The 13,651-nt window shown below is 61.0% G+C and carries 9 protein-coding genes, 1 tRNA gene and 1 pseudogene; 6 read left to right on the top strand and 5 right to left on the bottom strand.

Annotated elements, in window-relative coordinates; translation table 11 throughout:
• Positions 1-7 precede the first annotated feature (7 nt).
• A protein-coding gene (locus tag Sp245p_RS32300) for an IS5 family transposase (protein WP_088123918.1) occupies positions 8-813 on the bottom strand; the annotation gives its coding sequence in 2 pieces (ribosomal slippage) (positions 8-486 and positions 486-813; 807 coding nt in all).
• A 58-nt stretch (positions 814-871) separates the two neighbouring features.
• Positions 872-1,429, bottom strand: a pseudogene (locus Sp245p_RS32295) (MASE1 domain-containing protein); the annotation flags it as partial.
• A gap of 124 nt (positions 1,430-1,553) precedes the next feature.
• On the opposite strand from Sp245p_RS32295, the gene Sp245p_RS32290 reads away from it, so the two are divergent.
• Both Sp245p_RS32290 and Sp245p_RS32285 read left to right on the top strand, forming a co-directional pair.
• Positions 1,554-2,063: a hypothetical protein gene (locus Sp245p_RS32290; RefSeq protein ID WP_129557293.1), complete on the top strand. Its 510-nt coding sequence runs from the start codon at positions 1,554-1,556 to the stop codon at positions 2,061-2,063.
• Between the two features lie 1,334 nt (positions 2,064-3,397).
• Complete coding sequence (locus Sp245p_RS32285; RefSeq protein ID WP_041814726.1) at positions 3,398-3,583, top strand: hypothetical protein; 186 nt, start codon at positions 3,398-3,400, stop codon at positions 3,581-3,583.
• Positions 3,584-3,957: 374 nt separating this feature from the next.
• Here the strand turns inward: Sp245p_RS32285 and Sp245p_RS32280 are convergent, their stop codons facing one another.
• Positions 3,958-4,842, bottom strand: a complete 885-nt coding sequence (locus Sp245p_RS32280; protein WP_129557292.1) for a hypothetical protein — start codon at positions 4,840-4,842, stop codon at positions 3,958-3,960.
• 314 nt (positions 4,843-5,156) lie between these two features.
• On the opposite strand from Sp245p_RS32280, the gene Sp245p_RS32275 reads away from it, so the two are divergent.
• Together Sp245p_RS32275 and Sp245p_RS32270 are read left to right on the top strand one after the other, a co-directional pair.
• Positions 5,157-5,537, top strand: a complete 381-nt coding sequence (locus Sp245p_RS32275; RefSeq protein ID WP_246119837.1) for a hypothetical protein — start codon at positions 5,157-5,159, stop codon at positions 5,535-5,537.
• Positions 5,538-5,714: 177 nt separating this feature from the next.
• Entirely contained in the window at positions 5,715-6,935 is a 1,221-nt protein-coding gene (locus Sp245p_RS32270; RefSeq protein ID WP_109138360.1) for an IS256 family transposase, read from the top strand.
• Here the strand turns inward: Sp245p_RS32270 and Sp245p_RS32265 are convergent.
• Together Sp245p_RS32265 and Sp245p_RS32260 are read right to left on the bottom strand one after the other, a co-directional pair.
• Positions 6,895-8,169 (bottom strand): tyrosine-type recombinase/integrase, encoded by a 1,275-nt coding sequence (locus Sp245p_RS32265; protein WP_014200173.1) that lies wholly within the window; start codon positions 8,167-8,169, stop codon positions 6,895-6,897. The genes Sp245p_RS32270 and Sp245p_RS32265 overlap by 41 nt on opposite strands.
• Before the next feature lie 318 nt (positions 8,170-8,487).
• A tRNA-Phe gene (locus tag Sp245p_RS32260) sits at positions 8,488-8,563 on the bottom strand.
• 358 nt (positions 8,564-8,921) lie between these two features.
• On the opposite strand from Sp245p_RS32260, the gene adhE reads away from it, so the two are divergent.
• Entirely contained in the window at positions 8,922-11,582 is a 2,661-nt protein-coding gene (gene adhE, locus Sp245p_RS32255; RefSeq protein WP_014200171.1) for a bifunctional acetaldehyde-CoA/alcohol dehydrogenase, read from the top strand.
• Positions 11,583-11,875: 293 nt separating this feature from the next.
• A complete protein-coding gene (locus Sp245p_RS32250) occupies positions 11,876-13,525 on the top strand; it encodes an AraC family transcriptional regulator (protein WP_165360030.1) in 1,650 nt (549 codons plus the stop codon).
• The last annotated feature ends 126 nt before the right edge of the window (positions 13,526-13,651 follow it).

Raw genomic sequence — 13,651 nt, 5'->3', positions numbered from 1 at the left:
ACGCACTCTAACAGAACCATCTCTGGACGAAGCGCCAGCAGATGAGGCTGGCGGCGATGTTGTGGAAGGCTGTGAAGATGTCGGCGCGCCGTTCGTAGCGTAGGGCGAGGCGACGGAAGCGAGCGAACCAGGCGAGCGTACGCTCGACCACCCATCGGTGTCGGCCGAGGCGCTCACTGCTCTCGATGCCACGCCGGGCGATGCGCGGGATGATCGCCCGCCGGCGCAGCGCCTGCCGACAGTGGGCGAAGTCGTAGCCCTTGTCGGCGTGTAGCTTGGCCGGGCGGCGCCGTGGCCGGCCCGCACATTGGCGGATCGCCGGCACGGCATCGACCAGCGCCTCCAAGAGTTTGCTGTCGTGCCGGTTGGCCGGCGAGATCCTCAGGGCGAGGGGGATGCCGTTGGCATCGACAAGGATGTGGCGCTTGGAGCCCGGCTTGCCGCGATCCGTCGGGTTCGGGCCGGTCTCCTCGCCCCCCTTTTTGCCGGGACGCTGGCGCTGTCCACTGCCGCGCGATCCCAGTTGATGGCGTTGGCGTAGCCAAGCCGGTCGAGCAGCACACGGTGCAACCGCTCCCAGACGCCGGCCTGATGCCACTCGTGCAGCCGCCGCCAGCAGGTCATGCCCGAGCCGCACCCCATCTCCACCGGCAGCAGTTCCCAAGGAATGCCTGTGCGCAGCACAAACAGGATGCCGGTCAGCGCCGCGCGGTCGTCCAGGCGTGGCCTGCCGCCTTTCGGCTTGGGCGGCTCCGGCGGGATCAGAGGCTCGATGATCGCCCATAGGGCGTCGCAAACAAGAGGGGCTGCCATACCCCTCCCAACCGCTCCACGTCGGTTTTGTTACGCACTCTAAGGTCAAGGCTGTCAGCGGAAACCACGTGGTTGATTTCCAAGCGGGTTGGTCATTGACGAGATGAAATAGTGCGAGAAAGACGGGAGTGCATAGCAACACCCCTGACATATCCCCCAGCCAATAGGCGAAGTTGATGTTGTCCGTAATGGAAATGTGGCGGGCGGTGATGATCTGTATAGTCGCCGCCGAAATGACGAACAGCGCAGATACGGAAATTAAAGCTGTAGTTATAAATGTTCCAATGCCTCTCGACGTGCTGAAAAGTTCGGGTGAGAGCCAACGTCGAAAGAAAAGCCCGGTTACGCCCACAATGACGGCTTGCGGGATGATGAGCAGGCTGAAGCTGTTGACCGTGCCATAGGTGAGCAGATCAGATGGAATGAATAGGAACGGGATTGCTGCCCAACCACTGTGAATGGTGAATGCCAACATCAACCCGATGGGCGGATACCAGGCACTGGCATTAGGGGCGACATCGAACAAGCCTGCGACCCTGTAGAGCAGTGCTTTCAGCGCCAGATATACAAGGGCAGCCAGCAGCAACGAGAGCAGGCGTGAACGAGTGATCGGCACAACAGGCTCCTATTTACTGGATTGCGAATCCATTTCGGAAATATATATCTAAAGTGTTAACCTTCCGCATGCGGCATGTATGCCAGCACCTGAACAGGCGTTTCACTTTAATGGAGGGTGAATTATGCAGTTCATGGAAGTCATGAAAGAGGTTGTGAACAAGGAGAGCCATTGGGGTGATGAGGTGGCCGTCTATGGACCGCCGTTGATTATCACGGTAATATTTGGAGTGTTTGTAAAGGAACCGCAAAACGAATTTGCGTGGTATTTGCTTTGTGGCGCTGTGCTTCTCACTATGTTTCCGGCAGGCATTTGGCGGGCTCTACGTAGCAGCCATGCCCTTGCACCCATTACCAATAGCCTTCTTGGAGGGGCGGTTGGGTTTGTAACCAGTCAATCAATTGCTACGGTCTGGGCTGTCTACGGCACACCAAGCCCGAACTTCCACGGTCAGTTACTCGTTATCGGTGTCCAGATGTATGGCGCTCCAGCTATCGTAGCGCATACAATTCGGATGTGGATAAGTGCCGATTGGTTGCCCAAGGACCAAATTTTGCGGCGATCAGCAATCATGGTATTGGTTATTGCTTCTGCTTCCGTGCTTTTCCCCATGCTGGCTCTTTTGAGAGGGTAGCTTGGGCGAGTTCGATTATCCAACTCCCATAGCACGCATAGGGTCGTGGCCAGTGTCTGGGCGCGCTTTGACGCTGAGGGAGCTACTGGCATAGCAGGCGGGCGTTCAACGAGACAGGCAACGCGCTGTGGCGCGGCAGGGCATTACAAAAATGCGCGTGCTGCGCTGCCGAACCTGCTTGCCTTTATCTCGGACCACATTCGCACAATCTTCCATGCGGCACGCCTATATGTACTTGGGGTTGATGTGGCATACATACTGATTAAGTGAGCTTTCAACAAAAATTGATTGGTGAAGTCCTGTTGTGCAAGCAGCAAGCGGAGTGGCACACGGAGCTTGTGCGAAGCACAACACTTGGTCCGCAAGGACCAAGTCCTTTTTGGTAGGAAAATAGGTTGATGGGAGTGGCTGAATTTAGCCAGAGCTATCATCAAAATAACACCCGATAGCTTAGCCTTATCTATTGCATGTTGTGGAGCAGTGCGCGTTGCGCACCTGCTGTAGCACTGCGTATCCGCTCCGTTTCACTCCGCTGCACTTGTGCTACGCACTTTACTTGCTCTTATGTAATTTGCTCATTCATCTCCAATCCCCCCTATTAGAATGCGCGTTAACGCAGCAAGCGGACCTGCTTGACGCAGTTGCAATGCATGCTTTGCCTGATTGGCGTGTTGCGGTTACGTGGTACAACACAAAAGCATTTTCCGAGGCCGTAGCGGAACCTGCTGTATAAACATTGCAAACTATGCAGCAAGCTGGTGGTTGCTGGTACAGAGCCACCCCTTTTAGTGATAATAAACTTTTCACATTTTCAAGTTGCTTCCCTCTCGCTATGTTTTTGTACCGCTATGGTGCCACAGGGTTTGTGCAACCGTGTCCTATTTGTCAGGCGCGGTTTCCCTTGCCTTATACCGCCGACCGCCCTTTGGACAGAGCCAGGTTCTCTGGGTGCATCCTTTAAGGGGTTACTTTGCGGTGCCCTTCTGGTGGGCCGGCCTACACTACACTCGGCCTTCACGTGTTCCTAATGGCGAACCAGTCCTTCCACGTAGCAGATACTTCACTGCCGTTCAGTCCAGATATATGAAAATGGGCCAGGAGGTTTTCGCACTCCTCCTGGCCCCACCCGTCGCGTGTTACGCGCAACATCAAAATCTCATGTATCACTGCATCTGACGGGTAATGAAGCATCCGGTGCGAACGGCTTGCGCTTCAACTTTATTTATACAACCCGTCGAGAACTGGGGTCTATAAATTTGACCTTTTTCGTCTTTTCCCATGCTTCATAGCCCAAGCAATAAATAGATCTGCTAACCGCACAGTAGGAGGGTGAAATGCGCTGGAAGGATATAGTTGACGACTTTTTTTACGAGAACGCAGGCACGCAGATCAAGATAGCCGATATGGCAGTGAAGCGCGCACAAGCTCAAAAGAAACAGGCCGAAATAAACGATTTGAAGGATAGGCTTTCCCGAAAACAGCGCCAGTTTGTTCAGGCGAAAATGGCGGGAGGAAAGTAAGGTGAGGAATATACGCGAATTATACAGCGAGCTGAGAAGCATTGATATTATACAAAGTCAGTATGCCTCCTACGCTCTGTCTGTACGCCTTGAAATGATCGCCGACCATTTACGCGCCAGCAGAGATATTAAGTGGGCAGAACGCTTTGACGATTTGGCAAATGTCGTTGAAGGGAATGCGCGTGAAATCGCAATGAGTTCAACGCCCTATAATAGAAAAATTTGTGATATTAGTTGAAGGCGAAGCGCGATCGAATCGTAAAATCTCCTATTATCGCATCATATAAAGAGATTGATCTTAAGGGTGTGCTCGGCTCCCGTGTATAGGAAAATTATATTTCTTAATCCTATGTATAAGGCGTTGATATGGGTATTTAAGTGGAGAAAGGTTGAGTTGTTGTGTCATTTATAGTGAAGCCGTCCTTCAAATTTAGAACTGATAGCTGCCAATCCGTGCCGATAGTCTCGCTGTAGGGTTGTCCCTCCAGACGAATCTGTTCCATTTCTTGTTCAATAGCTTTTAATGCGGCGGTCCCGATTAGAAATGCCCCAGTGGGCTTAATTGCCGCAGGCCATTGACCGAATAATTCTTGACCCATCGAACGCATCATCCGTGGGAACGGAGCGCCTGCACCTGGGCGCGTATCCATAATCATAAAGGTAGCATCGCCTTCAATCTTTAATTTGGCAGCAAGTTCCTCCTTCTCATGCCCCTCAAGGATCTTGATATTGCCTTTACGGGAATATAGCTCCTGCATATTAAGTATAGCCGCTTCTGTGAGCCGTTTCCTTATTTCTCGGGTCGCGCCAATTGCCACATGATCGACTTTCCCAAAGTTGTGACCTAAATAAGAGGCGCCATCTTTGTAAGAAAAATGGTAATCAGATAAATTAAATATTTGAGAACTACGTTTATGTCGCACGCTCCCGTAGATAATTTGAGCATTATGTTCAGAAGTCCTGAATTCACTGTCTTTCAGTAAGTTCAAGTATCTTTTCGGGAGTTCATTCTGAACAGATTGATACCACCCACGGTCGGGCATTGATGTAAAAAGGTCTGATATTCCGCTGAGAAGCGCTGATAATAAAGTTTTGCTTCCGGCCATAGCGAAGAAACACTGGCGGTTCGGATTCCATACCTTTTGTACCTTATCCGCTCCGATCTCCCAATCACCATATGCGGTACGCCAAGTTACTCGGGTATCTGAAATTATCCCGATTCCATCACCGGGAGCTATGAAAGCAAAACAGAACGTCATGGGCACTCTCACTCATGGGACCGCGCTTAATGCAATCGAGCATTTAATCATACTGGGGATTTGCTCTTATACAATGCCGTATTGTTCTTAGTCTGTCCAAATAAACCATTTTTTATAAGGCTGCACCGCTACAGATGATAGTCGAGTTCGATTATCCGACTCCCACCATATCCCGATCAAATCGATAGACATATGGTCTGCCCGTGTTAGACGTTGATCAGCAACGCAAACAAATGGTGAACAACATGGGCGCGCTGGATACTTTGAAGCTGGTGAACGTGGCTCGGAAGCGGGAAGTTACCGCCGAAGGACGGATGCGTGAAAAGGTCGTTGCGTCCCTCCATCAGCAGGCGGAAATGGTCCGTGCCGAGCTGGAGGGGCGGCAGCACACCGTAATGGTCCGCCATTACGAGGAGCAGGATGGGCAGCGGGTGCTGGTTCAGCGCACCAAGCGGCCCCGGAAATGGTTCTGGAAGGGCGCCAACGGCGCCTACCTTTTCCAGATGAGCTACTGCAACACGCCCGTCGTGATCGCCAACGGTCAAAAGGTCGTGGAGGTCGGAACGTTGGATGCGCTCCCCGCCGTGATCGACACGCTGGTGCAGGCCGTGACCGCCGGCGAACTGGACGCCGCGCTGAAGGCCAACCAGAAGAACAAGCCGACCAAGAAGCCGCGCGCTGCGGTGAAGAAGTGACGGTAGGTGCAGAGCGGGCAGGGGTGGATACCTTGCCCGCCGCTGTGCGTCATACTGAAGCGTGGAGCTTCTGCCACTCCGGGCGCAAGTGGTCCTTCATCAACTCCAGCTTCACGTCCGGGAGTGTCCGGAATTTCGTGCTCGGCGGGGTTATCCTGAAGCGAAAGGAGCCCCTGCATGGCACGACGCAAAGAGCCGGTCATCCCGGACGCAATCCTCGACCAGCTGTTGGCCGGTGCTGACGCCAAGACGGCGTTCGATCCGAACGGCCTGCTCGACCAATTGAAGAAGGCGCTGACGGAGCGGGCGCTGAAGGCGGAGTTGGATCATCACCTGGCCGGTGACGAGAGTGGCAACCGGCGCAACGGCTACGGCCGCAAGACGGTGCTGACCGAGCGTGGGTCGATGGACCTGTCCATTCCACGCGACCGGACGGGCACGTTCGACCCGGCGCTGATCGCCAAGTACCAACGGCGCTTCCCCGGCTTCGACGAGAAGATCATCTCGATGTACGCGCGAGGCATGTCGACGCGGGAGATCACCGGGCATCTGCGGGAACTCTATGGCATCGAGGTCTCGGCCGACCTGATCTCCACGGTGACGGACGCGGTGATCGAGGAGGTGACGACGTGGCAGAACCGGCCCCTGGAGGCGATCTACCCGCTGGTGTTCCTGGATGCCATCCGGGTCAAGATCCGGGACGAAGGCCTGGTGCGCAACAAGGCCATCCATGTGGCCATCGGCGTGCGCGCCGACGGCGCCAAGGAGGTGCTGGGCCTGTGGATCGAGCAGAACGAAGGCGCCAAGTTCTGGCTGCGCGTGCTGAACGAGCTGAGGAACCGGGGCGTCGAGGACATCCTGCTGGCCGTGGTCGACGGGCTGAAGGGCTTTCCCGAGGCGATCGCCGCCGCCTATCCCGAAACCATCGTCCAGACCTGCATCGTCCACCTGTTGCGCCACAGCATGGAGTTCGCGTCCTGGAAGGAGCGCAAGACCATCGCCGCCGCGCTGAAGACGGTCTACGACGCCGTCGACGACAAGGCCGCCGAGGCGGCCCTGACCGCCTTCGAGGACGGACCCTGGGGTGAAAAGTACGCGGCCATCGGCAAGGCGTGGCGACGGGCGTGGCAGGAGGTCATTCCCTTCTTCGCCTTCCCCCGCGAGGTCCGGCGCATCCTCTACACCACCAATGCCATCGAGGCTTTGAACTCGAAGCTGCGCCGGGCGGTGCGCGCCAGGGGCCACTTCCCCAATGACGAGGCGGCCCTGAAGCTCCTGTTTCTCGTCTTGAACCGCGCCGAGAAAGACTGGAAGATGCCGCCGCGCGAATGGACGGCCGCCAAGGCGCAGATGGCCGTCATCTTCGGCGAGCGGTTCGCAAAGGCGATGAACGCCTGATACTCAACCCGCCCCGCCGAGCACGAAATTCCGGACACTCCCTCACGTCCGCATAGAAACGGTGGATCATGTCGCTGCTCGTGCCCGTGTTTTGCGCGAGGATGAAAACGTCCACGCCCGCCATCAACTGCTGGCTGATGTAGAAGTGGCGGAAGGAGTAGGAGGTGCGGCGGACGCCGCGGTGGTCGGTTAGCAGGTCGCATGCACTCAGCAGCTCACTGAGGCTTCTTTTCACGCTGTCCAGCCGCTTCCCCTGTGTGGTTACAAAGACGGGGTCACTGTCAATCGGCTCCCGTCCCAGGGCGTTCTTAGCAAACGTCCACAGCAGGTCGAAGGAGGGTAGCGCCGCCTCCAGTGGAATGAAGGTGCGAAACTTGCCCTTGCCACGCACACGGATGCGGATGTCGCGTTCAGCAAAGGACTTCTCACGCCCGTCACGGTAGCCCAACACGTCTCCCCAGTTCAGCCCCTTCATTTCCGTCGGGCGGCAGCCTGTGAAGGCTGCAATCATCATGTAGGCGTGCAGAATGGCACGGTCGCGTCGGACGCGGTCGTTGGACGTTTCGGAAATGCGCGCCAGGGACGTTTCCGTCAGCTTGCCGAATTCATTAGCTGTAAAGCTGGGGCGGGGCACGTCGGGCGCCTTCGTCACCTCGATCTCCGGCATTGCCGCCTGCTTGATGTAGCCTTGCTTGGCAGCGAATCGCAGCAACTGCCGCAGCAGGACGCTTTCATTCCGCTGGCGGGACAGGCTGGGGACTTCGCGCTTGGTGACGGGGCGACGGATTTGCCTGCCAGCCCGCATGTAGGGGATGAACGCGATGTCCTTGCCCGGACCTGTCGTCCAGTAGTCCTTGCGCCACTCGATGTAGGCGCTCACGTCGCGGTCGGTGATGCCGTCCACTGGGCGGTCGCCGAAATAGCCCACGAAGTAGCGCCGGATGGTGGCGGGAGCCTTCTGCCCCTGTGCCACGTTCCGTTCGCCGCGTTTCACCTCACGTTCGATCTTGGCGATGAACTCCTCCGCCACCGTGGCGAACTTGACGACGGTCGCTGTCAGCCCGTTCTCAGCCCGGTAGGAGGCTTCGTAAAACGCCTTGCGTGCCCGCTGGTGCGCTTCGTTCTGGTCGGTGGTGTCCAGGGACTTTCGGATTTGCCCTTGGCCCTTGATGCTGAAACGCACCCACCATTTGCTGCTGCCTGCACGCTGGAACAGTTGGAACGACTCGGTCATGGAGGCTCCCACGCTCTCATCACTTAAAGTAGCAGTTTACTGAGGGCTAAACTACCTGTGGAGGGGCGGCGCAGCAGCGGGGGAGACAGGCATGTGCGCGCTTTGAAGGGCGTGCTGAAAGCGTCGCCCATAGGCAATCACACCGCTCGGAGGGCTGTGCTTACGCTGTGCTATTACGCAATAACGTATAGCGCGCGGAGCGAGCAAAAACAGCAGCTTAGCAGGCGTAGGAATTTATTCTTGTGTCGCTGTGCTAGCACTGTGCTAAGCACAGTAAGCAATTAGCGCACCACTAACCCTTTGAAACAGAAGGGAGAATGGTGCCCAGGGACGGAGTCGAACCGCCGACACGGGGATTTTCAGTCCCCTGCTCTACCAACTGAGCTACCTGGGCGCCGCTGCGTGCGGGGGCGTCTTATAGGAAGAACGGGAGCGCTTGTCCAGCGCAATTTGTCACCCGTTCGAAAGAGGGTTTTCCGATTCGGCCGGGTGGGGCACGCCTGCGGATCAGGGCTGGCGCTACCCCGAAAGTGGTCATACCAGTTTTGACCTGGGTCATGGTCCCTCACCCCGCGGTGGGGGGATAGTTTCCCTGCCGCGCGGACCAGAAAGAAGCGCCGCCCGGCCATGACCGATTTTCCGTGCGTGCCCCGGATGCTGTTCCACAAGGGCTTCGACCCGTCCGTCCGCATCCGGTCTCCTTGCCCGGCCCGAAGGGGCCGGCGGCGCGCCAACCGCAGAGGCGACACGATATGCCCGTCACCACGCTTGCAGACCTCAACGACCTCGTCCTTCGCGTCCGGGAGGCGCAGAAAGTCTACGCCGGCTTCCCGCAGGAGACCGTGGACCGCATCTTCCGCAGCGCCGCCCTGGCCGCGGCCAACGCGCGCATCCCGCTGGCGAAGCTGGCGGTTGCCGAGACGCGCATGGGCGTGATGGAGGACAAGGTCGTCAAGAACCACTTCGCCTCCGAATACATCTACAACAAGTACAAGGATGAGAAGACCTGCGGCATCCTCGAGGAGGACCCGGAATACGGCATCATGACGATCGCCGAGCCGGTGGGCCTGATCTGCGCCATCGTGCCGACGACCAACCCGACCTCGACCGCCATCTTCAAGGCGCTGATCAGCCTGAAGACGCGCAACGGCATCGTCTTCTCGCCGCACCCCCGCGCCCGCAAGGCGACCTGCGAGGCCGCGCGGATCGTGCTCCAGGCCGCGGTGGAGGCCGGCGCCCCCGCGGACATCATCGGCTGGATCGACGAGCCCTCGGTGGATCTATCGAACGCGGTGATGCACCACCCCGACATCAACCTGATCCTGGCGACCGGCGGGCCGGGCATGGTCAAGGCGGCCTATTCCTCGGGCAAGCCGGCCATCGGCGTCGGCGCCGGCAACACCCCGGCGGTGATCGACGAGTTCGCCGACATCAAGCGGGCCGTCGCCTCGATCCTGATGTCCAAGACCTTCGACAACGGCGTGGTCTGCGCGTCGGAGCAGTCGGCCATCGTCGTGGACGCCGTCTATGACGCGGTGCGCGACCGCTTTGCCCACCATGGCGGCCACATCCTGTCAGGGACGGACGCCGATGCGGTGCGCAAGGTGCTGCTGAAGAACGGCGCGCTGAACGCCGACATCGTCGGCCAGTCGGCCGGCGCCATCGCCGCCATGGCCGGGGTGAGCGTTCCCGCAAACACCAAGGTGCTGATCGCCGAGGTCGAGGCGGTGACCGAGGACGAGCCCTTCGCCCACGAGAAGCTGTCGCCGACCCTGGCGCTCTACCGCGCCCGCGACTTCATGGACGCCTGCGACAAGGCGGCGGCGCTGGTCGCGCTGGGCGGCATCGGCCACACCTCCGCCCTCTACACCGACCAGGACCAGCAGCCGGAGCGCATCCGCCACTTCGGGCAGGCGATGAAGACGGCGCGCATCCTGATCAACACGCCGTCGTCGCAGGGCGGCATCGGCGACCTCTACAATTTCCGGCTGGCGCCGTCGCTGACGCTCGGCTGCGGTTCCTGGGGCGGCAACTCGATCTCCGAGAATGTCGGGCCGCAGCACCTCATCAACCGCAAGACCGTGGCGAAGCGGGCCGAGAACATGCTGTGGCACAAGCTGCCGAAATCCATCTACTTCCGCCGCGGCTGCCTGCCCTTCGCGCTGGAGGAGCTGCGCGGCAAGAAGCGCTGCCTGATCGTCACCGACCGCTTCCTGTTCGAGAACGGCCACGTCGACGAGACCGTGCGCATCCTCAAGGGTCTGGGCCTCGCGGTGGAGACCTTCTTCGAGGTCGCCGCCGACCCCACTCTGGCGGTGGTGCGGCGCGGGCTGGCGCTCGCCAACGCCTTCCAGCCGGACGTCATCCTGGCGCTGGGCGGCGGCTCGCCGATGGACGCGGCGAAGATCATGTGGGTGATGTACGAGGCGCCGGACGTCGCCTTCGAGGATCTGGCCCTGCGCTTCATGGACATCCGCAAGCGCATCTACACCTTCCCGAAACTGGGCGTGAAGGCGCAGTTCGTCGCCGTCCCGACCACGTCCGGCACCGGGTCTGAGGTGACGCCCTTCGCCGTGGTGACCGACGAGCGCACCGGCATCAAGTACCCGATCGCGGACTATGAACTGACGCCGAACATGGCGATCATCGACGCCAATCTGGTGATGGACATGCCGAAGGGCCTGACCGCCGCCGGGGGCATCGACGCGGTGACCCACGCGCTGGAGGCCTACGTCTCCGTCCTGGCGAACGAGTACACCGACGGGCAGGCGCTGCAGGCGCTGAAGCTGCTGAAGGAGCATCTGCCCTCCGCCTACGCCAACGGCGGCAAGGACCCCAAGGCACGGGAGCAGGTGCACAGCGCCGCCACGCTGGCCGGCATCGCCTTCGCCAACGCCTTCCTCGGCGTCTGCCATTCGATGGCACACAAGCTGGGGGCGGAGTTCCACCTGCCGCACGGCGTCGCCAACGCGCTGCTGATCGCCAACGTCATCCGCTACAACGCCGCCGACATCCCGACCAAGCAGACCGCCTTCAGCCAGTACGACCGGCCCAAGGGCGTCGCCCGCTACGCCGAGATCGCCCGACACCTTGGCCTCGGCGGCAGCCGCGACCATGAGCGGGTGGAGACGCTGGTGGCCTGGGTGGAGGAGTTGAAGCGGACGCTGGACATCCCGGCCTCGATCCAGGCCGCCGGGGTTCCGGAGGCGGAGTTCCTGGCCCGGTTGGACGCCATCGCCGAGGCCGCCTTCGACGATCAGTGCACCGGCGCCAACCCGCGCTTCCCGCTGGTCGCGGAAATCCGGCAGCTCCTGCTCGACAGCTACTACGGCCGCGCCTACGCCGAGGGGGCGGAGCGTGAGCCGGACGCCAAGGCCGAGCGCAAGCCGGTGGCGCTGGTCCGTTCGCGGTGATGCCTTCACGTTGATTGAGGCCTGACGGGCCGCCCGGCGCCGGGACACCGGACGCCGGGCGGCCCATTTGTTTGTCCGGAAAAAAAGCCGGTCTGCCGAAGACTTCACGCCCTGACGCCATGAAGCGTCGATTGGCTGTGAACCCATTGTCTGAAACGGCGGCAGGTGATTCCGGTCATGATTCGATCTTATCAATCCGATTACCGCCATCGCGGCTCCGCGATGCATGCATTCGTCTTCACGGTCCGGCGCGCGCGGAAGATGCTGCACGGCTTTATCAAGGAGGCGGTGCGATGACTGTGTCGGTCTGTGGCACGCTGGACGAGATCCTGCATCCGGCCTCGGCCGATTTTCGCAGTCTGCCGGACCTGATCGGCGGGCTGATGGGCCGGCTGGCCGACCGCGCGCCGCTGCGCGGCGGTGCGCTTTGGCTTCAGGACATGGGCACGCTGGTGCTCGCCCAGGACCGCGCGGGCGGGCGCCTTCGCTGGACGGAGGACGGCGACCCCAACGACGCCGCGGCCGACCCGGAGGCGGTGGTGGTGCCCATCACCTACGCCGACACGCCGGTCGGCGAGATGCGGCTGGTTCTCGACCAGGCGCCGGACGGCGTCGCGCCCGAAGCGCCCATTCTGCAGGACGTCGCCCGCCAGTGCGGCTATCTGGCCAAGCGCTACGAGGTGCGGCGCTGGGCGGAGCGGCGGTTCGGCCGGCCCCTGATGATGGTCGGCATGAGCCCGGCGCTGCGCGAGCTGGACGCTTTCCTGGAGCAGGCCGCCCACAGCGCGCTGCCCGTCCTGCTGACCGGGGAGTTCGGAACGGAGAAGGCGCCGCTCGCCGCGGCGATCCATGGTTGCGGACCGCGGCGCGACGGCCCCTTCGTCCAGATCAACGGGGCGGACCCGGCGGGGACTCCCGCCGACTGGTTCGCGCGGGCCGCCGGGGGCACCCTGTTCCTCAGCGGTGTGGACGAGATGACGCCGGCCCTGCAGGGGCAGATCGTCCAGCACATGCCGTCCCAACTCGGTCAATGGCTCGACGCGCCGGGCGGCTGGACGCACTCCGGCAATGGGGCGGGCAACGGGATGGCCAACGGAATGGGGAGCCCGCGGGTCATCGCCTCGACGACCGCCGACCTGCGGCGGCTGGCGGAGGAGGGGCGGTTCTCCCGTTCGCTGCTGGCCGAGCTGGATTTCCTGTGCGCCACCGTGCCGCCGCTGCGCGACCGGCCGGGGGACATCGAGCCGCTGGTCCTCGCCGCCCTCGACCGCCACGGCGGACGCGCCGACGAGACGCGGACCGACGAACTGATCGCCCTGTGCAAGGCCCACAGCTGGCCGGAGAACCTGTTCGAACTGGAGCGGGTGATCGCCCGGCTGGCGGTGATGACCGGGGGCCGGCCGATCCGCCATGGCGACGTGCGCCGCCACGCCCCCTGGATGGTCGGCGGCGCCATGCCGGCCCACGCGGAGTCCACCACCCAACCGGCTGAGCAATCGGTTGGCCCGTCGGGAGCCGCGCCGGTTCCTCCGCCGGCCCCGGCGCCCGCCGACCACTGGGTGCACTGCGCGCTGACCCGGGACCCGGCGGCGCTGGCCCGGCTGCACGGCGGCTTGCGCAAGGCGCTGGTGTTCCTGGGCGAGCGCTTCGCCGATCCGATCACGCTGGACGAGCTGTCCCGGCAAGCCCATGTCAGCCCGTCCCACCTCAGCTACCTGTTCCGGACGGAGCTTCGGACCTCCTTCAAGGGTCTGCTCGGCCGCATCCGCATCCACAAGGCGCAGGAACTCCTGGCCGCGGACCGCCGCCTCCCCATCACCGAAGTGGCGATGAACGTCGGCTACGGCGACCTCAGCCATTTCGAGAAAAGCTTCCGCCGCATCGTCGGACAGAGCCCTCGGGAATACCGGCGCAACCTTCCGGGAACCGCCGCGCGCGGCTGATCGGGGGAATCGTGGAAAAGAGAGGCCCGCCGGGTTTTCCCCCGGCGGGCCTGTTTGATTCATGCGTCGGTTGGCGGGACCGCGGCGGTGAGCGGATCGTGTGCCGGGTGTTGGAAGGAGCCGACG

Origin of the sequence: Azospirillum baldaniorum (assembly GCF_003119195.2) — a bacterium.
Classification (GTDB): Bacteria; Pseudomonadota; Alphaproteobacteria; order Azospirillales; family Azospirillaceae; genus Azospirillum; species Azospirillum baldaniorum.
Note: the sequence above shows the minus strand (reverse complement) of the source record. Positions and strands in the feature narration are given on the sequence as shown.

Bases quoted from the DNA above. Each gene is read 5' to 3' on its own strand.
- Sp245p_RS32250 (WP_165360030.1), top strand. From the start codon at position 11,876: ATGACTGTGTCGGTCTGTGGCACGCTGGACGAGATCCTGCATCCGGCC.
- Sp245p_RS32270 (WP_109138360.1), top strand. From the start codon at position 5,715: ATGGCACGACGCAAAGAGCCGGTCATCCCGGACGCAATCCTCGACCAG.
- Sp245p_RS32265 (WP_014200173.1), bottom strand. From the start codon at position 8,169: ATGACCGAGTCGTTCCAACTGTTCCAGCGTGCAGGCAGCAGCAAATGG.
- Sp245p_RS32280 (WP_129557292.1), bottom strand. From the start codon at position 4,842: ATGACGTTCTGTTTTGCTTTCATAGCTCCCGGTGATGGAATCGGGATA.
- Sp245p_RS32285 (WP_041814726.1), top strand. From the start codon at position 3,398: ATGCGCTGGAAGGATATAGTTGACGACTTTTTTTACGAGAACGCAGGC.
- Sp245p_RS32290 (WP_129557293.1), top strand. From the start codon at position 1,554: ATGCAGTTCATGGAAGTCATGAAAGAGGTTGTGAACAAGGAGAGCCAT.
- Sp245p_RS32275 (WP_246119837.1), top strand. From the start codon at position 5,157: ATGCGTGAAAAGGTCGTTGCGTCCCTCCATCAGCAGGCGGAAATGGTC.
- adhE (WP_014200171.1), top strand. From the start codon at position 8,922: ATGCCCGTCACCACGCTTGCAGACCTCAACGACCTCGTCCTTCGCGTC.